Here is a 20,760-nt window from a genome sequence, read left to right as displayed (position 1 = left end):
CTTCCAACCTGCCGCCTTTCCACAGTGGCTATCGCCTCAATGCCTAAACCTGGCCGCCATGGCGGGCCACTGCTTCACGAGCCAGCGCCTTGCCGAACTCGGTGTGCGCGGCAAGCGCTGCCTGGGCCGCTGGTGCGTCACCGGCAGCCAGCGCTTCAGTCAATTCGGCAACGTGGCGGTGGTCCAGCTGGCGCGACCACTGCTCTGCGGTCAGCGCTTGGCGCCAGACGGTGCCAATTCCCAAACGGCGGAAGGAATCCACCAGCTGGCTGGAGCCGGCAACGCCAACCAGAGCATCGTGGTAGGCGACATTCAGGGCCAAGAACTCTTCCAGGTCGGATTCCGAAGTCTCACGCAGGTCAGCCAGCTTCGCGGTGATCTCGCGCAGGCTGGAAATGGTCTCTTCGGAAATCTTGCCCAGGTGCGAGGCGATCACCCCGGACTCGATGGTGGCGCGCGAGTCGTAGGCCGAATCGGTCAATTCTGCGGTAATCGGCTTTGGCTGGTATTTTCCGGTTTCGGTGCGGAAGACCAGGTGCTCGCTTTCCAGCTTCACCAGCGCGTTGGCTACATGATCAGCGTCGGCCCGGGAAGCCGCGGCGATGGCATCCACGTCGAGGTCTTCGCCCAGTGGACTGGTGCGCAGCAGCACCCAGGTGCGGGTGGCCTGGTAGGCAGCCAACTCCTTGGTGGGCTCGAGGCGGCCCATGGTTCCGCGGTAGTAGGCCAGCGGTTCGCGGTCATGGGCTTCAGCGTGGCTGACCAGTCCCAGGAAAACGGTGTGGGTACCGCCGGTCGGGGTTTCGGCCACATGGCATACGATCGTGGCCAATGCGCCGTCAATCAGCGGGATGCCCTCCGCGGAGAGGGTATGCGGCACGGTAGCGAACTTGTCCTCGCCCTTGCGGCCGAAGTGGAAGGCCAGCGCGCCCTGGTCCTCGGCCAGGATGTTGATGCCGAAGACGCCTGCTTCAACTACCCGGTCATGGGTGGAGCTGGAGCGGTTCAGGCAAGCGAGCATCATTGGCGGTTCCATCGACAGGGAGGACACTGCCGAAGCGGTGGTGCCGTAGAGCTGGCCGTCCACGGCCGTGGTGATCACCGTGACACCGGAGGCGAAGTGGCCGACGACGTTGCGGAAGGTGTTCATGTCTACTGGGGTGACCGATTCAAGGTTGGTGATGCTCATGGGAGTTGCTCCTGGTAATTCGGGGTGAAGTTTCTAGCGGGGTCCAGCGCCGCCATCAGATCAGTCAGATCCGGTGCGCTGGCGAGGTGTTCGAGCTGGTGCTGCAACGCGTCCTTGCGTGCTGCCAGTTCTGGATGCGAGAACTCGAGATTCTTCGAGAACTTCTCAACTACCTGGTCATGCTCCAGGGGTGTGCGCAAGATGTTTCCGTCCGGGTGCTCCACGCGCACGTGGCGCACCTCGCCGCTGCGCAGCCGTGCAGTGATCTCCGCCGTCAGCCGCTGGCTGTTAGGCAGGGTGCCGGCTAGCTCGATGCGCCCGAGCATCTGCGCCAGCTCCGGGTCCGCCAGCGCGCTGGCGGTCAGGTGCTCGGGGCGAACCGTTCCGTGGATCAAGGCGATCGCCGCGGTGGCGTGCACCGAGAACAGGGCTGCCACGGTGCGGGTGTCCCCCGCCTCGAAGCGCGCCCCGACGAATCCGTTCAGGGTCCGCTCGCTCAGGTGGACGGTGAGGCATTCGATGTCCTTGTAGCCCACCGTGCCGTCGGCCACCAGTTCCGCGCAGGCCTGCAGCGAAGGCTGCGCGGCCCGGCAACTGGCAAAGGGCTTGATCGTGCAGTCCCCATGGAAGCTCACGCCAAGATCCGCCACCGCCAGTTCCGGCTGCGCGTCGATGCCGAACAGCTGGAAGTAGCCGTGCTTGCCGGTCAGCGGATCATCCGCCGCCTTCATGCCGGCTTTGGCCAGCTGCGCGGCGGAAATTCCGGCGCGGGCGGCGAAGGCCATGGGCAGCTTGAAGCCGTTGGCCCCATCGAAGATCGCCGCCACATTGCCCGAAGCCTGGTTGACCGCAATGCCGATGGCATGGCGTGCCTGCGCCTTGTCCAGGCCCAGCATCCGGCTGGCGATTCCAGCGGCGGCCAGGGCATTCAAGGTGCCGGTATTATCCTGCCCCGAGTACACGTCGAAGCCGCCGGCGATGGCCAGGCGGGCTGCCAGGTCATCGCCCAGCGCCAGCGCGGCCAGTGCTTCTTCTCCGGTGGCGCCGGTGGCTTCGGCCAGGGCCAGCACGACGGCCACGGTGGTTCCGGAGATGTGGGCGGCGACCTGCTTGCCGGCCGGGCCTTCGGCTTCCACCGGCTCGAAGTCGAAGGAGCGGATCAGCGCCGCGTTGACGAAGGCCGCGGAGGTGGCCGGAAGCTTGATTCCGGTACCCAGCACGGTTGCTTCATCGCCGTGGCCCCAGGCCTGCGCCGCTTCGATGAGTCCGGCAATGTCGTCGGCGCGGTGCCCTGCCAGCCCAACGCCCACCGAATCCAGCAGGCGCTGGTTCACGCGCTGGATCGTGGCCGTCGGCAGCTGGCCGTACTGGGTTTCCAGCAGGTGCTCGAGCAGCGCATCGAGCACATCGGGCGTCGGGTTAGCCATGATTTTCCTGCTTCCCTAGGCGCGCGTTGCCGCGGCGTCCAGGTCCAGCGCGGCCTGCTCGGCGATGACCGGGCTGATGCCCACCTCGGCGAACATCGCCTCGAAGGCACCGGTCTCGCCCTTCATCTGCGCCTTGCGGTGATCCAGCCCGCGGGCACGGCTGACCGACCCCAGGTAGAAGCGCTCGTACAGTTCGATGCGGCTGCCCAGGGCGGATCCGGCGAAGTCCCAAGCGGTGCGGAAGATCTTGGCGCGTTCCTCCGGCGCGATGCCGTTGGCTCCCGGCAGGTACTTCTTGAGCAGTGGGCCCAGGCGCGGGTCCTCGAAGGAGGCCGCGGTCGGGGTGGCCAGCAGGTTGTGGCTGCCCATGGACTTGATGATGTCGTTCACGCGGGCCATCCAGATGGGCATCATGGTGCGCAGCGCGGAGATGTCGTCGTGGCAGAAGAACGCCCCGCCGCCCCATTCCGACGCGTTAACCTCGGCCGAGTGGATCACGGCGCGGGCGATGCGCAGGTAGGAATAGATCTCGCCGAGCATCGATGCGGTGTCCGGCTTGTTGTCGGTGGCGGTGACCTTGGCCATCTGCACGCACAGGTCGTAGGCGAACTCCAGCTTCACCGAGGCGCGGATGGCGGTCTGCTGCTGGGTGTTGCCGGTGGCGGTGCCGGCGTTCAGGGAATTGTAGACATCGAGCTGGCCGTCGATGAACACGCGATCCCAAGGGACCAGCACGTCGTCGAAGATGATGACCGCATCCTGCTCGTCGAAGCGCGAGGAGAACGGCTTGTCCACTACCGGCTGGTCCACGCCGTAGTGGTCGCGGCAGACCGAGACCACGCCGCTGGTGGCGACCGGGATCGCGAAGGACAGCGCGTATTCCTCGTAGCCCTTCTGGATGGGCACCGCCGGGTAGACATAGAGCTCGTCGGCGATCGGGCCCAGGGTGGCGAGCATCTTCGCGCCGCGCACGATCAGGCCTTCAGCGGTGCGGTCCACCACGCGCAAGGTCAGCTCTTCATTGATGCCCTGCAGTTCGCCGACCGACTTGTCGATGGCCGCATGCACGATGGTGTGGGTCAGCGCCAGGTCGTTTTCCTGCACATGGCGCCAGTAGTTCTCCAGGCGCTCGTAGTAGACCGGGTCGCCGGATTTGGCGAAGATGTCCGGGCGCGAGGCGTGGCCGGCGAGCACCACGTTGACGTAGTCGGGGGTGCGTCCGAGCATGCCATTGGAGTAGCGGGCCAGGCGGTCGAACGCGCGGTGGCGGCGGGCGATGTCTTCTGCGTTCTTGGGACGCAGCAGGGAGACGTTGTGCTGTTCGCCAGTCTGCTCGTCGTTCATCAGGCAGTCATCGGCGTACTTGTGCTGGTAGTCGAAGTAGGCGGCCATGCCGTTGATCGAGCCGGCAAATGCCGGGTGCTCGGTGACGTCAATGCGCTGATCGCCCAGCCAGACCTCGCGGGAATCCTTGAGCCCTGCCAGGTACTGCTCTCCAGTGCGTGCACTCATCTTCGCTGCTCCTTATCGGGCGTCCCGCTGAGCGGGTTCAAAAATATATTCTGTGCATCAGTTTATATAACTTGTGTGACCCAGATCAAGCTCTGAGTCGAAGAATTTTTTCAAACCCGCAGGATCACGCGGTTTTCAAGGGCTGAAGAAAATATTATCTGTCTTAAAATGCGTAAAAAGTGGACAAGGTTAGTGAAATGGGCCACTATGGCTTAAGTCACATCAGCGATCAGGAAGGGTTCTCGTCGTGTCCGACTCGCAACAGAACCAGCCAGTGCCGGCAATGGAGCCAAGCGACTCCCTCAACACCAAGGATTTGCGCCGCATTCTCGGATCCAGCTTCTTGGGCAGCGTCATCGAGTATTACGACTTCATCTTGTACGCCACTGCGGCGTCGCTGATTTTCGACAAGGTCTTCTTCGGCAACCTGAGCCCGGGCTTGGCACTCTTCGCCTCCTTCGGCACCTTGGCCGTCGGGTACATTGCCCGCCCGCTGGGCGGCATCGTCTTCGGCCACTTCGGCGACCGCCTTGGCCGCAAGAAGATGCTGGTGCTTTCCATGATGATGATGGGCGTAGCCACCGTTGCCATTGGCCTATTGCCGACTACCGCAACCATTGGCGCAGCTGCCCCGGTCATCCTGGTCTTGCTCCGCGTGGTCCAGGGAGTCGCAGTTGGCGGCGAATGGGGCGGCGCCACCCTGATGGCCCTGGAACATGCACCCGCTTCCAAGCGCGGTTTCGCAGCATCCTTCGCTAACGCCGGCGCACCGGCCGGTGGCCTGCTGGCCACCTTCCTGGTTTCCTTCATCTCCTTCTCCACCGGTGATGCGTTCTTGGAATGGGGCTGGCGCATTCCGTTCATCTTCTCGGCAGTCCTGATCATCATCGGCATGGTGATCCGCCTGAAGGTCGCAGAAACTCCGGTCTTCCAGGAGCTGGATGCCAAGGCCTCCGAGCGCAAGCAGGAGCGCAAGACTCCTATCTCGCTGGTGCTGAAGAACCATTCGCGCACCGTGATCATCACCCTGATCGCTTCCCTTGGCTTCTACACCTGCCAGGGCGTGCTGACTTCGTGGGGCGTTTCCGAAGCCGCGGCCCAGGGCGTGGACCGCTCCTTTGTGCTGAACACCAAGGGCTACGCGGCAATGGTCACCATCGTGGTCTGCCTGTTGGCCGCCAAGCTCTCGGACAAGTACGGCCGGAAGATGATCCTGACCATCGGCGGCACCGCCGGCATCCTCTGGGCTTTCCCGGCAGTCTTCCTGATGAGCAACGGCACCGGCTGGGGCTTCGCAGTTGCAGTCATCGTCGGCAACGGCGTCATCCAGGGCATCCTGGCCGGACCGATCGGCGCCTACATCTCCGAGCTGTTCCCAGCTGATGTCCGCTACACCGGCGCCTCGCTGGCCTACCAGGGCTCCTCGACCCTTGGGGCCGGCTTCACCCCGATGATCTGCACCGCGCTGGCCGTCAGCTTCGGCATCACCGCCGTAGGCATCTTCTGGGTGGCAATCCTTATCGTCGGGCTGGTCGCCATCCGCATCAGCCCGGAAGGCGCCGCCCTGCCTCCCAAGGCAGCCGCGTCAGCGCCGTCCAACGCAAAGCTGAACGCCTGAACGCCGGCACTGGTCCGCGTATCAGTTGATACGCGGACCAGCTTTTAACACCTAACATCAATTTTTCTGAACCCTATGGCGCAAAAGTTCTCCATTTACGACTTTAGAGACTCTTGAAACCATGGACTCAGTGCTTCCCGTCACATCCGCAGGAAAGGATGAGTTTCAATGACTCCCAAGAACCCCCAGCACATGGTGCTCACGACCTTCATGCTCCCCGCTGGCTACCACAAGGACTCGTGGCGCATGGACGGCTCGCGCTCCGAGGAGCTGGCCAACCTGGAATTCGTCTACGACCTGACCAAGATGGCTGAAGACGCCAAGCTGGACGCCATCTTCTTCGGCGACATCGTCCATGCCAACACCGTGATGCGCGGCGATATCAAGATGAACGGCTTCTACGAGCCGATCTCGGTACTTTCCGCACTGGCAGCACGCACCAAGAACATTGGCCTGATCGGAACCGTTTCCACTTCCTTCTCGGAGCCTTACAACCTGGCCCGCCAGATGGCCGGACTGGACCACATGTCAGGTGGCCGCGCCGGGTGGAACATCGTGACCAGCTCCGATGGTTTCCAGAACTTCGGCATGGACTGCGCGCCGGATCCGGCCACCCGCTACCGCCGCGCCACCGAGTTCGTCGAGGTAGCCAACCAGTTGTGGGATTCGTGGGAAGACGACGCCGTCACCAACGACAAGGAGTCGGCATGGTACGTGGACACTGACAAGATCCACCCGATCAACCATGAGGGCGAATTCTTCAAGGTGCAGGGCCCGATCAACATGCCGCGCAGCCCGCAAGGCCGCCCGGTGCTGGTGCAGGCCGGCTCCTCGGGACCAGGCATGGAACTGGGCTCCTCGGTGGCCGATGGCATCTACACCGCGCAGCCGCTGAAGGAACCATCGGTGGAGTTTTACGCCAAGTTCAAGGCGATGGCGGCTGCCAAGGGCCGCAACCCCAACGACATCAAGATCATCCCGGGCATCCTGCCGATCCTCGGCGACACCCAGGCCGAAGCAGATGAGCTGGCCGAGGAACTGGCCAACCACATCCACCTGGAAAACGGCCGCGTGCAGGTGGGTGCCGATCTGAAGATGGATCTGTCCTCGCTGGACTTCAACGAGAAGATTCCCGCCGAGTGGTTCTCCGATGACCCGGCCCTGGGTTCGCGCTACCAGATCTACCGCCGCAAGTCGGTGGACCAGGGCATGACCCTGCGCGAGCTGATCGTTGACCTGGCCCGCTCCACCGGACACCAGTGGATGGCCGGCACCGCCTCGGCAGTGGCAGACCGCATGATCGACTGGTTCGATTCCAAGGCCTGCGACGGCTTCAACCTGAACGCCCCGTTCAACCCAGGCGGCTTCAAGCTCATCTGCGACAAGCTGATCCCTGAATTGCAGAATCGTGGCTACTTCCGCACCGAATACGAGGGCACCACCCTGCGGGATAACTTCGGATTGTCCTACCCGTCCTCGATCCGCACGCGCGTCTAGCCGCTAGCTGCGCCGGCCCGCAGTCTCGAAGAGTTCCGCGGCGACTTCCACCCAGGCTTGGGCACGGGAGTTCAGCCGCGAACTGCGGGGCCAAGCCACCGAAACCGGAACCACGGCGATATTTTCGTCATCGAGTTTCAGCGGCTTGAGCACCACGTTCAGCTCTTCATAGGGTGCTTCCAGGGCCGGCTGCTGGAACAGCACAGCCACCCCGCGGCCGGTACTGACCAGCGAGCGCACGGTCGCATAGGAACGCGAGCGGTGCCGGATCATCGGTTCCAGCCCGCTGCCCTGGTACAGGCCGAGGATGCGCTGGGTGATCGGCTCGGATTCGAAGAGGACCAACGGCTCGTTCGCGATTTCACGCAATGACACCGACGGGCTGGCGGCCAGCGGATGCCCGGAAGGCAGCAGTATCTGGGCCTCGGCCATCGCCACGGTGGCCGAACGCAAGGCTGGTGAGATCTCCGATCCGTAGAGGAAGGCGACATCGATGGAACCATCGAGCAGCGCATGCTGCATTTCCTGGTGGAACCCCTCCAGGAAATCGACCTCCACCTTCGGGCATTGCTGGGCAAAGGCACTGAGCATGGGCGGAATGATGATCGGGCCCAGGGGCATGAAGCAGCCAACGGTTAACGGGCCGGCAAGCTCTTCGCGAGTTCCCTGGCCCATGGTTTCCAGATCATGGGCCCGCTCCAGCAGTTCCCGGGCCTGGAGCAGCACGGTCTTGCCGGTCGCGGTCAACGTCAGCCCCTTGGCCCGGCGCTTGATCGCCAGCTCGGCACCGACGATGCGTTCGAGTTCCGCAATGGACATGGAAATTGCCGAAGGCGCCAGATGCAGCCGGCGGGCAGCTTCGGCCATGGTTCCAGCCTCGGCCGCGACAACGAAGTGCCAAAGCTGGCGCAAGGTCAGTTGCGGGTGGGACACAAGATTCATGTCATCAAGCATATTGATGACGGCACGAAACAAAGCAAGTTTTTTAGATTAAGACAGTGGGGCCGCGGCGTTCGCCGATGGCCAGCGGAAGGGTGAATCATGGATCGTCGTGAAGAATTTCTTGAGGCAGCCAAGGAAATCGTTGGCGCAGAAAACGTTGTTTCCTTGGGAGATTCCGAGGGCTACTTGGATCCCTACCCGCTGAACCCGGGCCGTACCCCTTGGCCCGGCATCCGCCCGGCCAGCACCGAGGAAGTGCAGGCCATCGTCAAGCTGGCCACCGAGCACGAGGTACCGTTGTGGACCTTCTCCTGCGGCAAGAACCTGGGCTATGGCGGCCCCGAACCACGCGATACCGGGATGGTGGCGCTGGATTTGAGCCGCATGAACCGCATCATCGCGGTCGATGAACGGCTGTGCTACGCCTTGGTGGAGCCCGGCGTCACCTTCTTCGATCTCTTCGAATACATCAAGGAACGCGGCCTGAAGGTCTGGATGTCGGTTCCGGCCTTGGGCTGGGGCTCGGTCATGGGCAATATGCTCGACCGCGGCTACGGCATGACCCCGCTGGGCGACCACGTGAAGTCCTTGTGCGGCATGGAAGTGGTCATGCCCGACGGCGATCTGGTCCGCACCGGCATGGGCGCGATGGACGGCACCGAGCTGGGCCCGATCTTCCAGGGCGGCTTCGGCCCGACCTTGGACGGACTGTTCACCCAGTCCAACTACGGCGTGGTTACCCAGGTCGGACTGTGGCTGATGCCGGCACCGCACACCTACGTCAATGGCGATGTTTTCGTCGACGACGAGGCGCACCTGCCGCAACTGATCGACATCCTCACCACCTTGCGCCGCGAGGAAATCATCCAGAACAATGCCCTCTGCGGCAATGTGGTGCGCGCGGCAACCATGCGCGGATCGCGCTCCGACTTCTGGGATGGCGAAGGTTCCATTCCCGACTGGCGCCTGGAAGAAATGCGCCAGGAATTCGGCATTGGCCAGTGGAACTGCAAGTTCGCCTTCTACGGCGACCGCGAACTGTGCGAACGCCGCCTGCAAATCGTCAAGGACAGGATCAGCGTGATCCCCGGTGCCCGCGTTGACGCCCGGTTCTACTCGGGAGAAGAAGGCTTGGCCTTGCAGCATGAGGACATCGCCGCCCAGGACCGCACCCAGATGGCCGGCGTCCCGACCTTGAAGCCGCTGTCCACCGTGGGCTGGGCCGCTGAAAACGGCGGACACATCGACGCGGCGCCGATCATCCCGGCCCGCGGCGAACTCGTGGCCGAGTTCTACCAGGAAGCCAAGAAGCTCTACGCGAAGCACGGCTTCGACCTGTACATCGGGTACCACCTGTACCCGCGGCATATGGTTCACGTGACCATGATCTTCTTCGAGCGCGGCAACCAGGAGATGCTCGCCCGTGCGCGCGCCCTGTACTCCGAGCTGCTCGATGCGGCCCGCGCCCGCGGCTACGCACCGTACCGCAGCCACGTGGACTACATGGACCGCATTGCCGACGGCTTCGACTTCAACGACAACGCAGCACGCCGCCTGCAGGAGAAGATCAAGGATGCACTGGATCCGGCGGGGATCCTGGCCCCTGGCAAACAGGGCGTCTGGCCTGCGCGCTTCCGCGATCAGCGCTCCAGCGTCTAGCCCCTAGCCCGTGCCTTGAGCCACGCATGATCCCCTCACCGCAATAGGCAGTGGGGGGATTTTCATATGGCTCTTCCCCGGAATTAGCGTCGACAGAGAATTGGGCATACGCCCCCGCCAGCTCGGAAGATGCTAGGAAAGTACAGCACACTCCATTTTTACATGCGTTGATTTAATGAACCATTGATATAAAGTGGAGAAGATCGGGCACAACGCGCAATCGTGATCGCACTGGTATTGAGCATATGCAAACCGACGAATCCCGCATGAGCGCCAGAGGAGCAGTTAAGTGAAAGACTTCTTCCAGTCCCTGTCCAAGCGTGCATTTGCGATCCTCATCGCTATCGTGGTTCTGATTCTGATCGCAGTGCCAACAGCTCTGATGTCAGGACTTCTGAGCAGTATCTTTGATTCACCGGCAGAAGGCATCCGAGTATTTTTCATCATGGTCGGCGCTGGCGCAGTTCTCCTTGTATGCGAGCTATTCATCGAAGATGCACGCGAACGCCGCCAACTGAAAAAGCGGGCTCTGGCATCGGGCAAAAAGAAATAATCTCCTGCTGGCACTAGTTTCGTTCCCGCCAGCATCCGCATCCACGCCGCTACTAGAGACCGCGCGCAAAGCCACCGTCAACGCGAACGTTCTGTCCGGTCATGTAGCTTGACTCGTCGCTGGCCAAGAAGCGCACGGCCTTGGCAATCTCGGTGGCGCTGGCAGCACGGCGCAATGGAATCTTCTGGACCCATGCTTCAGGGACCGCGCTCGGGTCTTCCTTGGTGAAGCCGGGAAGCACGTTATTCATGCGTATGCCCTTGGGCCCGTATTCATCGGTGTACACCGGCGAGGGCCAGGCACTCCAGGCTATCAATTCCTTGCGCAATCAGTTCCTTGAACGAAAGCATTCACGCTACTGAACTCCCATTCTGGCTTCTTAAGCTGGGTCGCTGCGAAAAGCGGCGACCCAGCTCTTGCCTTGATAGCGCCGCAAAACAGGCTTGCCGGCCATCCGCGTTGCCAAAACACTGCCGGGATAGAGCCCGGATGCGTGCAGCATCATGATGGAAACTGCGCTTGCGCCGGCTCCGGAACCAGTCGGAAATGTTCCCGCTGCAGCAATCCGGGTCAGGGTCTGGGCGTGGGAATGCCCACGAAGGTTCTGGCTACTTGAGCAGCTTCACGTGCGGCAAGCAGGCTAGCCCGACCTCGCCACCGTTTTTCACCGCACTGAGCGTGGTTTCGTAGTGCGCGCGCAATAGCTGGCCAGCCAGTTCCGCATTGCGGTCCAGGGCGGCGTTGAGGATATCGCGATGCTCCTTGTCCAGGTCCCGCTTGGCGTCACGGGTGGCCGGGCCGGCCCAGCGTCCATAGAGCTGGATCAGGTCAGACAGGGTGCGAGTCACCTCGGTCAGCAGCGGAACACCACAGGCCTCAACGAGCTTGTCATGGAAGTTCTGATGCGCGTGATTCCATGCCGGGGTGTGGTTATCCGGGTCTTCGTCCGAACGGCGCGGCGTGCGCTCCAGGGTGTGGTGCGCTGCCATCAGCTCGCTCTCCCACTCCAATGGCGCACGTTCGAAGCCCAGCGAAATTGCCAGCTGCTCGTTGACGCAGCGCATCTCCACGATGTCGCTCAAGTCGGCCAACGACAGTTCCGGGACAAAGAAGCCCTTGTTGGGGCGAAGGGTGACGAGCTTGTCCCCCACCAGCCGGGTCAACGCTTCGCGAATGACCGTACTGGAGGTTTCGTAATGCTCAGAAAGATGCGTGAGCTGCAGCCGGGCACCTGGTTCCCAGCGCCCATCCAGGATATCGGTGCGCAGGGTGTCGCGGATGTGCTTTGACATCGTCTCTGAATCGGTGCGTTTCGCCATGACATAAATCATACCAAAGTCGGCAAAGAATACATTTTTAGTTGACTTATGCATAACCAAGAGGTGACACTGGTTACATCACGCGCCTGCCGGCCCTGTCGCGCACGGCCCGAAAAGACTTGCTAGGAGTAACCAATGAGCGAATCACTGATCGAGACCGTCGCCACCAAACAGGTAGATGACCTGTACTGGCGCGCAAACTACTCTGCTATCACCGAAAGCGACGAGCAGCTGCGCAAGATCGTTGCAAGCACCGACCTGCCGCCACTGATGGTGGCCCTGGCCGCGGCAACCGGCGATTACTCGATCCTTCGTGATGAGCTGCGTCCACCGCAGCCGCCGGTTGATACCGTGGGCCAGCCGCACGGCGGCATGGACGCCGCAGCTCAGGAAGCGGCCCGCGAATTGGCCTTCGAAGCACTGCGCCGGATCCGCGATGAAAAAATCACCTCAGTGGAGACCCTGGACGACGAGCAGGCCACCACGATCCTGGACTGGATCACCAACCAGGCCACCACCGATTACCACCAGATGCTCAAGCACGACATGGCATTGGTTCCCGAAGTGAGCGGCGCACCGGCCTTCACCAAGGAACAGGTTGCTCCCACCCGCGACTTCACCGTGGCCGTCATCGGCTCGGGCGTGGCCGGCATGGCTGCCGCCTACCGCCTGAAGCAGGCCGGTTTGGACTACACCGTCTTCGAGAAGGGCCACGAAGTGGGCGGTACCTGGTGGAAGAACACCTATCCGGGCGTGCGCCTCGATACCCCCAACTACGCCTATTCATTCTCCTTCGCGCAGCGCGATGACTGGCCCCAGCAGTTCTCCGAAGGCCCCGAGATCCACAAGTACACCCGCGACGTCGCAGAACGCGGCGGCATCACGCAGAACATCCAGATGGGCACCGAGGTGCTTTCGGCTACCTGGGATGAAGAAGACGGACGCTGGGTACTGTCCATGATCGTGGACGGCGGCGAAGTCCAGGAACGCCGCTTCAATATCGTCCTGACCGCCGTCGGCCAGCTGGACCGCCCGAAGTTCCCCGATACCCCGGGCCACGACACGTTCGCCGGCATCCACGTGCATTCGGCCGAATGGAAGCCGGGCATCGATTTGAAGGGCAAGAAAGTTGCCGTCATCGGCACCGGCGCCAGCGCCTACCAGATCGTCCCAGCCATCGTGGACGAGGTCGAAGAGCTCAAGATCTTCCAGCGCTCCTCCCCTTGGATGCTGCCTACCCCGTTCTACTACGAGGACATGCCCGAATCGGTGACCTGGCTAGTCGAGCACCTGCCGCAGTACGGCCAGTGGCTGCGCTTCTGGCAGCACTGGCTGGGCGTCGAGGGCCGCCAGCACACCACCGCCGCGGATCCTAACTGGACCAAGGAAGGTTCAGTGTCCGCGGTCAACGAGCGCGTGCGCCAGCAGCTGACCGAGATGCTCAAGGAGCAGTACGCCGATCGCCCGGACCTGCTGGCCAAGGTCACCCCGGACTACATCGTGGGCGGCAAGCGCATGCTGCGCGATAACGGCGTGTGGGCCAAGAGCCTGAAGAAGCCGCAGACCACCCTGGTCACCTCGGGCATGAGCGAAATGACCGAGGCCGGGATCATCGATGGCGACGGCACCCTGCACGAGCTGGACGTCATCATCTACGCCACCGGCTTCCAGGCTTCCGAATTCCTCGAGCCGCTGCGCATCACCGGCCGCGAGGGCAAGGACATCCACGAATACTGGGGCGGCAACGCCACCGCCTTTGCCGGGGCCACCGTGCCGGGTTTCCCGAACCTGTTCATCGTTTCCGGACCGAATACCGGGCATGTGGTCAACGGCTCGCTGTTCTCGATGATCGAGTACGGCCTGACCTACATCCTGGATGCACTGAACATTGTGCTGGAGAAGGATCTGAAGGCACTGGACCTGAAGCAGGAGGTGCTCGATGCGTTCGTGGCGGATCTCGATGCCGCCAACGCGCAGAAGGCCTGGGGCCACCCCGAGGTGCACACCTGGTACAAGAACAAGTTCGGCCGCGTCTCGCAGATCTGGCCTTACCCGATCGTCGAGTACTGGAACATCACCCGCGCGGTCGACCAGTCGCAGTACACGGAAATCCGCTAGGCATGGGGGTTTACAGCTACGCGCAGCGCAGCGCCGGGCGCTTCGGCAAGCTCAGTGAAGCCACCGGACTCACCGCAGCGCAGCCGGCAATTTTCCCGCAGGCCCCAGGTTCGCTCGACTGGCTGCTGGGCCCTGCCTTGCAGGAACTGCCGCAGTCCGAGGATGCTTTCCAGGTTGCGGTGTTCGCGCCCGAGAGCGCCCAGGACCTTCCGGTGATGGTTTTCCTTCCCGGCGGCGGCTTCGTTTCCGGCGCCGGCACCGTGCGCTGGTACGACGCGCAGGACTTTGCCGAGAAGCAGAACTGCGTGGTGGCCGTGGTCAACTACCGCATCGGATTGCTGGCCCACAATCAGCAGGTGGGCGGCGGGAATACGCCGCCCGAAGAACTGCTCTTGGCCCTCGCATGGGTACAGCGCAATATTGCTGAACTCGGTGGCAACCCGCAGGAAGTCACCCTGGCAGGCCAGTCCGCAGGTGCCTTCTGGGCCTTCGCATTGGCCCAGCTTGAGGCAGCCCGTGGACTGTTCGACAGGCTCTACGTTGGTTCGCTGTCCTTCCAGCCTCCGATGGGTGAAACCCAGGCGCAGGAACGCAATGCGGTGATGGCCCAAGCGCTTAATGGCACCGCCTTGGCCGAGGCCAGCTCCGAGCAGCTCTTGGCTGCCGGCACAGCACTGGCCCAGGCTTGGGCCGGGCGCGGCTTGGGCCTCTACCCGAGTGCCGATGAGTCCGTTCCGGCGGATCTTTTTGATACCGCGCGGGCAGTCGAACGCCTGCATGTGAAGCAGCTATTGCTGTCCTACACCGCCGATGAGGCAAGTGCCTTCATTGGCACGGCCCCCGAGCAGGCATTCACCCTCGATAGTGTGCGCGGGTTTATTGCAGGGAACTTCAATGAACCGCAAGAAGTCTTCGACGCACTGATTGCCGCAGAACCGCAAGCAACGGCCAAGTCACTCATGGTTAGGGCGATGAGCCTGCACCAGATTCAACTCTATGCCGTGGAATTGGCCGATGCGGCAGCCGCTGCCGGCATCCAGGTGCAGCTCCTGGGCTTCGAAGTTCGCTCCCCCTTGCCTCACGCTGGTTCGGCCCACTGCTTAGAGCTGCCGTTCCTCTTTGGCAACCGTGAGCGCTGGCAGGATGCCCCGATGCTCGATGGCGTGGCCGATGAGCTCTTCGAGCAAACGGCGAAGGTTCTGGGTGATGCCCTAGGGTCATTTATCCGCCTGGGAACCGCAGCTACCAGCGATAATAACGCTCTTGCTGTGCATCAGAAGGGTGCTCAATCGCTGACAGCACTGGGGGAAACAGGCCTGATCAAGCGCGAAATTCAGCGTCAGTTCAGCACCAGACGCCCGGTCTTGGCCTAGTCTTTGCGCGCCTATTCTTGCGGACCAGCAGGTCCGCTCGGGCAGGCGCGCGAGTCTTTTTCCGAAAACACTAGACAATCTAACTTAATGTGAATAATCTAATTATCTAGATCATAATATTTTTATCGTCTACAGAAGGGATCCACCATGGCTTGGGGATTAATCAGGGAAATGGGCCACGTGTCCATCCAGACCAATGACATCGAAGGATCCATCTTCGACGCCACGCAGCTGCTCGGCCTGCGCGTCACCGAACGCACCGGCAACGAGGCCTACCTCGCAGCGAACTCAGTGCACCACGAGCTGACCTACGTCGAGTCCGAAGTCAACGGCATCCACTCCCTGGGCCTGATCGCGCAGAACGGCGACGCGCTGCGCGAGATCCGCAAGCGCGTAGCCAACGAGAACTTCAGAATCGTCTCCGAAACCCCGGTCTCCGCCGGCGTTCAGGACGGCTTCTCGTTCATCGGCCCCGAAGGCTGGATCTTCGAGGTCTACACCGGCATGCAGCACAACGACCGCGGCCTGCTTTCCTTCGGCCCGGACCGCTACGGCCACATCAACTTCCACCCGCGCGACGTGCGCGGCATGATGGAATTTTTGCGCCGGATCTTCGACTTCCGCCTCTCGGATGTCATCGGGGATGACTTCGCCTACTTCATGCGCTGCAACCCGGATCACCACGGCATCGCGCTGATCAAGGGCCAGGGCACCTTCCACCACCACGCCTGGCAGGTCCAGTCGATCGGCGACCTCGCCAAGCTCGGCGACCGCCTGGGCGCGGCCGGCCGCGAACTGATCTGGGGCCCGGTCCGCCACGGCGCCGGCCACAATATCGCCGCCTACTACGTGGAAACCTCCGGCGCGGTCGTGGAGCTCTACACCGATTTGGAGCAGATCTACGACGATGAGCGCGATCCCATTGTCTGGGGCGAAGACGAGAACTGGTGGAACATGTGGTCCAACCGCCGCACCGAGGACTTCCGCACCTTCGGCATTCCCACTGTCACCGAACTGAAAACCTTCATCTAGAACACCCGAAAGGCACCACCATGCAGTACGTATCCTTCAAGGCAGCTGACGGCACCGAAACCTGGGGCGTGTCCATCGACGGCACCGTCTACGATCTGGGCCCCACCGGCAAGAACCTGGCCGCCAATACCCGCGACGCGATCGAAAAGGGCATCTTCGGCACCCAGCTGGACCTGTCCGGCGCGCCAACCATTGCCGAGGCCGAGATCGACTTCCTGCCCTCGGTGACCAACCCGGGCAAGATCATCTGCATCGGCGTGAACTATCTGGCCCACCAGGAAGAGTCGGGCAAGACCGGGCAGACCGCACCGACCGTCTTCACCCGCTTCGCCGACTCGCAGATGGGCCACCTGGCTCCTGCGGTCAAGCCGACTTCCACCACCAAGTTCGACTACGAGGGCGAAATGGCCCTGGTCATCTCCAAGGAAGCCTTCCACGTGGAGAAGGAAGACGCCTGGGACCACATCGCCGGCTACGCCTGCTACAACGACTTCTCGGTGCGCGACTGGCAGAAGGCCGCCAGCCAGTGGATCCCGGGCAAGAACTTCCCGGGCACCGGCGGCTTCGGACCGTACCTGGTTCCCGCAGCCGATCTGGGCGACATCACCACCGCCGTACTGGAAACCCGCGTAAACGGCGAAGTGCGCCAGAACGCCCCGGTATCCAACCTGGTCTTCGACATCCCCACCCTGATCAACTACGTCACCGGCTTCACCCAGCTGAACCCGGGCGACGTGATCGTCACCGGCACCCCGGGCGGAGTGGGCCTGTTCTACGGTCCAGAGGGCCTGATCAACCACGGCGACGTCGTCGAGGTCGAGATCACCGGCCTGGGCATCCTGCGCAACACCGTGGCCGACGAGGCTACGCTGCTGGCCGGCGCACAGGCCACCGCCGGCGCCACCGCCTGACGCGCAGCCGCGCACTGTTAATACACGAAGCACAAAGGAAGTAGCGGGCAGTGGCACAGTCTCATGAAATCGACGTCCTGGTCATCGGCTCGGGTCCCACCGGCCTGACCGCCGCCAACCTGCTGGCAGATACCGGCCTGCAGGTTGCATTGATCGAGAAGAACCCGGGCAGTGGCGATGAGCCACGTGCCATCAGCGCCACCGATGAAACCCTGCGCGTCATGGCGCACCTGGGAATCATGGATGAGCTGGGACCGCAGATGCTCATGGACACCGGTGCCCGCTACTTCGGCCTGGGCGGCAAGGTCATTGCCGACGTTCGCCCCGGCACACCCCGCCTAGGTCAGCCCGGCAAGAGCCAGTTCGACCAGCCAATCATGGAAGGCCTGCTCTACGAGGCCGCCACACTGCGCCAGAACCTGGGCCTGCACTACGCCACCGCGGCCACCAGGATCGAACAGCATGCCGACCACGTGATCGTGCACGCCACCCGCACCGGCGAAGCCACCACCGGATTCAACGGCTCCAAGGCAGCAGACACCGGGCAGAACCCCTACGCAGTAGCAGAAGGTGAAGAAACCGCCCTCGAGTTCAAAGCCAAATGGGTACTTGCCTGCGACGGCGGTCGCTCCTTCACCCGCCGCGAACTGGGCATCGGCCTGCAGGGTTCCACCCAAACCGAACGCTGGATCGTGGTGGATCTGCTGGATGTGCCCGGCAACCCCGAACCTTTCGCGTCCTTCCACTGCAACGGGCAGCGCCCGGCCGTAGTGGTCCCCGGGGTCGGTGGCCGCCGCCGCTATGAATTCATGCTCTTCGATCACGAAGATGGCGACGCGATGATCACCCCCGAATCCATCACCGCCCTGGTCGCACCATTCCAGGACACCAACGTGGTCTCCGTACGCCGCGCCGCGGTCTACACCGCACACCAGCGCATCGCCGACACCTACCGCAAGGGACGCATCCTGTTGGCCGGCGACGCCGCGCACCTGATGCCGCCCTTCGCCGGGCAGGGGCTGAACGCCGGCATCCGCGACGCCGTGGGTGCTGCCTGGCGCCTGGCCGCGGTCATCAAGGGTGAAGCAAGCGAAGTGCTCATCAATGACTACGAAACCGAGCGTCGCCCGCATGCCGAGGAAATGGTCAAGCTTTCCAAGCGCATCGGCTGGGTAGTGATGAACACCAACCCCGTGATCACCCGCGTGCGCGATGCCGTGGTCACCAGCACCCGCATCATCCCACCGCTGAACCGCTGGCTAACCGGCATGCGCTTCCTCAAGCAGCCTCACTACACCACCGGCACCGTCGCCGCACCGGTTTCCGGGGTTCCGCACCTGGCCCAGAACTTTGCCGGTCGCATGCTTCCGCAGCCAAACCTTGAGGTCAATGGCGCCACTGTGATGCTCGACGAGCTGCTGTCGGCCGGCTGGAACACCATTGAGGTGGCTGCCGGATCCCAGCTGGTCTTCACCAATCAGGACGGCGATAGCGTGAGGGCCAAGGACATCAACCGGGTCTTCGATACCGCCACCGGTACCGTACTGCTGGTGCGTCCAGACTACTATGTAGCAGGCATTGCACCAGCACGCGAGGTCGACCAACTTCTGGAAGCGCTCAGCGCCAAGGCCACCGTGCTGCGCACCTTCGGTGCCGCCAAACAAGGAACTCGTGGCTAGGCCAGCAGAAGCTGCCCTGTCCGGCATCCGCGAAGCCATCCTTGATGGCGCGTGGATGCCCGGCGAGCGCCTTGCTCCCCCGCATCTGGCCCAGCGTTTTTCCACCAGCACCACCGTTATCCGCGAATCCCTCACCCGGCTTTCCGGTGAGGGTTTGGTGGCGGCGATCCCCAACCGCGGATTTTTCGTACCGGAGCTGAACCTGCAGCAGTTGCAGGATCAGACTGAGCTGCGCTGTGTCACCGAGGAATTGGCGGTCAATCTGGCCATCACCCGCGGGGATCTGGAGTGGGAGTCCGCGCTGATTGCCACGCATTACAGGCTGTCCAAGGCACCGCGCCGGCAACAAGATAACCCGGAGCAGTTCACCCCTGAATGGGGTAAGGCGCACCGCGATTTCCATCAGCTGCTGCTGGCTCCATGCGCCTGCCCGCCGATCCTTGAGCTGTCGGCCAACCTGGCCAATTCCACCTTGCTCTACCGGCGTTGGGCGGCCGCTTCGCAGGGTGCCACGCACCGAAATGTTGAGGCCGAGCATGAGGCCATGCTGCAGGCGGCACTTGATCGGGATGCACCTGCCTTGGCTGCGCGCTTGCGAACCCACTATGAGGCTTCGGCCAAGATTATTCTGGATGCCGGCCTGCTCAAGCTGGATATTTTCTAGCGCCTAGCGCAGGAAGGTTCGGGCCACGCTGAAAGCTGTGCGCTCGGCTAGCTCCATGGTGTCTGCTGAAAGTTCTGCCAGCGTGGCCGGACCTGGCGCAATCGAGTACGCGGCCAGGATTCCCGAGGCCTCCAGCTGCTCATCGGACAGCTGCACCGAACCGGCCACCACGATCACCTCGGCCTGTTCACCGGCAGCCTGCAACACCCCGGAAACTACCTTGCCGTCCAAGGATTGCGCATCCAGCCGGCCTTCACCGGTGATCACCAGGTCAGCGTCGGCCAGAATTTCATGGGCACCAAGTACCTTGGCCACCAAATCCCAGCCCGGCACCAGCTCCACCTCGAAGTAGGACCCTAGGCTCACCGCAATCCCGCCGGCAGCCCCCATGCCCGGCTGCTCACGCAGTGCCCGGCCGGTATTGGCTTCCAAAACATCGGCCAGTTGCGCCAACCCCTGATCCAGAATCTGGACATCATTTTCACTGGCGCCCTTTTGCGGACCGAAGATCGCAGCCGCACCCTTGGCGCCCAGTAGCGGGTTGGTGACATCGCAGGCGATTTGCCAGTTAACCTGCCCGGCCCGGGCATCCAGCTGCGAAACGTCGATCCGCGACAGCTGGTTCAGTGCCCCGCCCCCTGCGGGAAGCTGCTCCCCGTTGGCGTCCAAGAATTTTGCGCCCAGTGCGCTGAGCAAACCCGTTCCGCCATCGGTGGTTGCTGAACCGCCTAGGCACAGGATGATCCGGGCGACCCCTAGGTCCAGCGCATGAGATACCAGTGTGCCCAACCCATAGGTAGTGGCATCCAGTGGTTGCCGTGGCACGTCGCTCACCTGCGGCAACCCGGCTGCTTCGGCCGCTTCCACCACCGCGATTTTCCCGTCGGCCGAAAGCCCCAGCCGGGAGGTGACCGGGCGCCCCAAGGCGTCGGTGGTCTCCAGTGCGATCGCCTCGGTCCCCCAGGTGTCGATCAACGCTTCAAGGGTTCCCTCGCCGCCGTCGGCGAAGGGCACCGCGGTAATCTCGACCGCCCGCGACCGGCTAGCCGCACCCTTGCTGAAGCCTCGTGCCAAGGCCGCGGCTACCCCGCTGGCGCGGGCACTTCCCTTGAAGGAGTCGGGCACAATGGCCACCTTGCAGGGCATCGAATGCTGGGTTGAAGTCATACCCATCAGCCTAGGCACTCTTGAGACCTGCACCTATGGTCTTTTGACTGTAGTTCGAGCGAAGTTCGGGGCCTGCTTATGTGCATTTGTCTGGCTCGCA

General features: G+C 62.8%; 17 protein-coding genes. 10 read left to right on the top strand and 7 right to left on the bottom strand.

Annotated elements, in window-relative coordinates; genetic code table 11:
• Positions 1-43: 43 nt before the first annotated feature.
• Genes ACFVHU_RS13740 through ACFVHU_RS13730 form a run of 3 tightly spaced genes read right to left on the bottom strand, consistent with a single transcriptional unit; the run spans position 44 to position 4,128 of the window.
• A complete protein-coding gene (locus ACFVHU_RS13740; protein WP_105656459.1) occupies positions 44-1,189 on the bottom strand; it encodes a flavin reductase in 1,146 nt (381 codons plus the stop codon).
• Positions 1,186-2,616, bottom strand: a complete 1,431-nt coding sequence (locus ACFVHU_RS13735) for an MmgE/PrpD family protein (RefSeq protein ID WP_105656460.1) — start codon at positions 2,614-2,616, stop codon at positions 1,186-1,188. Before ACFVHU_RS13735 ends, ACFVHU_RS13740 begins: the two co-directional genes overlap by 4 nt.
• A gap of 15 nt (positions 2,617-2,631) precedes the next feature.
• Entirely contained in the window at positions 2,632-4,128 is a 1,497-nt protein-coding gene (locus ACFVHU_RS13730) for a 4-hydroxyphenylacetate 3-hydroxylase family protein (protein WP_133833894.1), read from the bottom strand.
• A 247-nt stretch (positions 4,129-4,375) separates the two neighbouring features.
• On the opposite strand from ACFVHU_RS13730, the gene ACFVHU_RS13725 reads away from it, so the two are divergent.
• Positions 4,376-5,746 carry an MFS transporter gene (locus tag ACFVHU_RS13725; protein WP_388024837.1) on the top strand — a complete coding sequence of 457 codons (1,371 nt, stop codon included), beginning with the start codon at positions 4,376-4,378 and terminating at the stop codon, positions 5,744-5,746.
• A gap of 168 nt (positions 5,747-5,914) precedes the next feature.
• The gene (locus ACFVHU_RS13720; protein ID WP_105662287.1) at positions 5,915-7,243 is read left to right on the top strand and encodes an NtaA/DmoA family FMN-dependent monooxygenase; all 1,329 of its coding nucleotides are present in this window, start codon (positions 5,915-5,917) and stop codon (positions 7,241-7,243) included.
• A 3-nt stretch (positions 7,244-7,246) separates the two neighbouring features.
• Here ACFVHU_RS13720 and ACFVHU_RS13715 read toward each other — a convergent pair whose 3' ends face one another.
• Positions 7,247-8,185 carry a LysR substrate-binding domain-containing protein gene (locus ACFVHU_RS13715; protein ID WP_388024835.1) on the bottom strand — a complete coding sequence of 313 codons (939 nt, stop codon included), beginning with the start codon at positions 8,183-8,185 and terminating at the stop codon, positions 7,247-7,249.
• A gap of 99 nt (positions 8,186-8,284) precedes the next feature.
• On the opposite strand from ACFVHU_RS13715, the gene ACFVHU_RS13710 reads away from it, so the two are divergent.
• Entirely contained in the window at positions 8,285-9,844 is a 1,560-nt protein-coding gene (locus tag ACFVHU_RS13710) for an FAD-binding oxidoreductase (protein WP_388024834.1), read from the top strand.
• A gap of 289 nt (positions 9,845-10,133) precedes the next feature.
• A complete protein-coding gene (locus tag ACFVHU_RS13705) occupies positions 10,134-10,397 on the top strand; it encodes a hypothetical protein (protein WP_105662284.1) in 264 nt (87 codons plus the stop codon).
• Positions 10,398-10,449: 52 nt separating this feature from the next.
• Here ACFVHU_RS13705 and ACFVHU_RS13700 read toward each other — a convergent pair whose 3' ends face one another.
• Positions 10,450-10,725 carry an SDR family oxidoreductase gene (locus ACFVHU_RS13700; protein WP_208294246.1) on the bottom strand — a complete coding sequence of 92 codons (276 nt, stop codon included), beginning with the start codon at positions 10,723-10,725 and terminating at the stop codon, positions 10,450-10,452.
• A gap of 280 nt (positions 10,726-11,005) precedes the next feature.
• On the bottom strand, positions 11,006-11,716 hold the full coding sequence (locus ACFVHU_RS13695) for a GntR family transcriptional regulator (protein ID WP_166650759.1): 711 nt from the start codon (positions 11,714-11,716) through the stop codon (positions 11,006-11,008).
• Between the two features lie 135 nt (positions 11,717-11,851).
• Here ACFVHU_RS13695 and ACFVHU_RS13690 point away from each other — a divergent pair, with 135 nt between their 5' ends.
• The 6 genes from ACFVHU_RS13690 (at position 11,852) to ACFVHU_RS13665 (ending at position 19,493) form a co-directional block, all read left to right on the top strand.
• Positions 11,852-13,834 carry a flavin-containing monooxygenase gene (locus tag ACFVHU_RS13690; RefSeq protein ID WP_388024832.1) on the top strand — a complete coding sequence of 661 codons (1,983 nt, stop codon included), beginning with the start codon at positions 11,852-11,854 and terminating at the stop codon, positions 13,832-13,834.
• A gap of 2 nt (positions 13,835-13,836) precedes the next feature.
• Positions 13,837-15,207: a carboxylesterase family protein gene (locus ACFVHU_RS13685; RefSeq protein WP_388024831.1), complete on the top strand. Its 1,371-nt coding sequence runs from the start codon at positions 13,837-13,839 to the stop codon at positions 15,205-15,207.
• Positions 15,208-15,354: 147 nt separating this feature from the next.
• Positions 15,355-16,239, top strand: a complete 885-nt coding sequence (locus tag ACFVHU_RS13680; protein ID WP_105656469.1) for a VOC family protein — start codon at positions 15,355-15,357, stop codon at positions 16,237-16,239.
• A 20-nt stretch (positions 16,240-16,259) separates the two neighbouring features.
• Entirely contained in the window at positions 16,260-17,150 is an 891-nt protein-coding gene (locus ACFVHU_RS13675) for a fumarylacetoacetate hydrolase family protein (RefSeq protein ID WP_105656470.1), read from the top strand.
• A gap of 50 nt (positions 17,151-17,200) precedes the next feature.
• On the top strand, positions 17,201-18,829 hold the full coding sequence (locus tag ACFVHU_RS13670) for an FAD-dependent monooxygenase (RefSeq protein ID WP_388024829.1): 1,629 nt from the start codon (positions 17,201-17,203) through the stop codon (positions 18,827-18,829).
• Positions 18,822-19,493 (top strand): GntR family transcriptional regulator, encoded by a 672-nt coding sequence (locus ACFVHU_RS13665; RefSeq protein ID WP_105662279.1) that lies wholly within the window; start codon positions 18,822-18,824, stop codon positions 19,491-19,493. The genes ACFVHU_RS13670 and ACFVHU_RS13665 overlap by 8 nt, the downstream gene beginning before the upstream one ends.
• A 3-nt stretch (positions 19,494-19,496) precedes the next feature.
• Here ACFVHU_RS13665 and ACFVHU_RS13660 read toward each other — a convergent pair whose 3' ends face one another.
• Positions 19,497-20,660, bottom strand: coding sequence for a glycerate kinase (locus ACFVHU_RS13660; RefSeq protein WP_332594560.1), 1,164 nt, complete (start codon positions 20,658-20,660; stop codon positions 19,497-19,499).
• Between the last annotated feature and the right edge of the window lie 100 nt (positions 20,661-20,760).

Source organism: Glutamicibacter sp. NPDC127525, assembly GCF_042672105.1.
Classification (GTDB): domain Bacteria; phylum Actinomycetota; class Actinomycetes; order Actinomycetales; family Micrococcaceae; genus Glutamicibacter.
This window is presented reverse-complemented; position numbering and strand designations above follow the sequence as displayed.

What these genes read in the sequence shown, in the direction of transcription:
- ACFVHU_RS13740 (WP_105656459.1), bottom strand. Translation starts at nt 1,189, where the DNA reads ATGAGCATCACCAACCTTGAATCGGTCACCCCAGTAGACATGAACACC.
- ACFVHU_RS13735 (WP_105656460.1), bottom strand. Translation starts at nt 2,616, where the DNA reads ATGGCTAACCCGACGCCCGATGTGCTCGATGCGCTGCTCGAGCACCTG.
- ACFVHU_RS13730 (WP_133833894.1), bottom strand. Translation starts at nt 4,128, where the DNA reads ATGAGTGCACGCACTGGAGAGCAGTACCTGGCAGGGCTCAAGGATTCC.
- ACFVHU_RS13720 (WP_105662287.1), top strand. Translation starts at nt 5,915, where the DNA reads ATGACTCCCAAGAACCCCCAGCACATGGTGCTCACGACCTTCATGCTC.
- ACFVHU_RS13715 (WP_388024835.1), bottom strand. Translation starts at nt 8,185, where the DNA reads ATGAATCTTGTGTCCCACCCGCAACTGACCTTGCGCCAGCTTTGGCAC.
- ACFVHU_RS13710 (WP_388024834.1), top strand. Translation starts at nt 8,285, where the DNA reads ATGGATCGTCGTGAAGAATTTCTTGAGGCAGCCAAGGAAATCGTTGGC.
- ACFVHU_RS13695 (WP_166650759.1), bottom strand. Translation starts at nt 11,716, where the DNA reads ATGGCGAAACGCACCGATTCAGAGACGATGTCAAAGCACATCCGCGAC.
- ACFVHU_RS13690 (WP_388024832.1), top strand. Translation starts at nt 11,852, where the DNA reads ATGAGCGAATCACTGATCGAGACCGTCGCCACCAAACAGGTAGATGAC.
- ACFVHU_RS13685 (WP_388024831.1), top strand. Translation starts at nt 13,837, where the DNA reads ATGGGGGTTTACAGCTACGCGCAGCGCAGCGCCGGGCGCTTCGGCAAG.
- ACFVHU_RS13680 (WP_105656469.1), top strand. Translation starts at nt 15,355, where the DNA reads ATGGCTTGGGGATTAATCAGGGAAATGGGCCACGTGTCCATCCAGACC.
- ACFVHU_RS13675 (WP_105656470.1), top strand. Translation starts at nt 16,260, where the DNA reads ATGCAGTACGTATCCTTCAAGGCAGCTGACGGCACCGAAACCTGGGGC.
- ACFVHU_RS13660 (WP_332594560.1), bottom strand. Translation starts at nt 20,660, where the DNA reads ATGACTTCAACCCAGCATTCGATGCCCTGCAAGGTGGCCATTGTGCCC.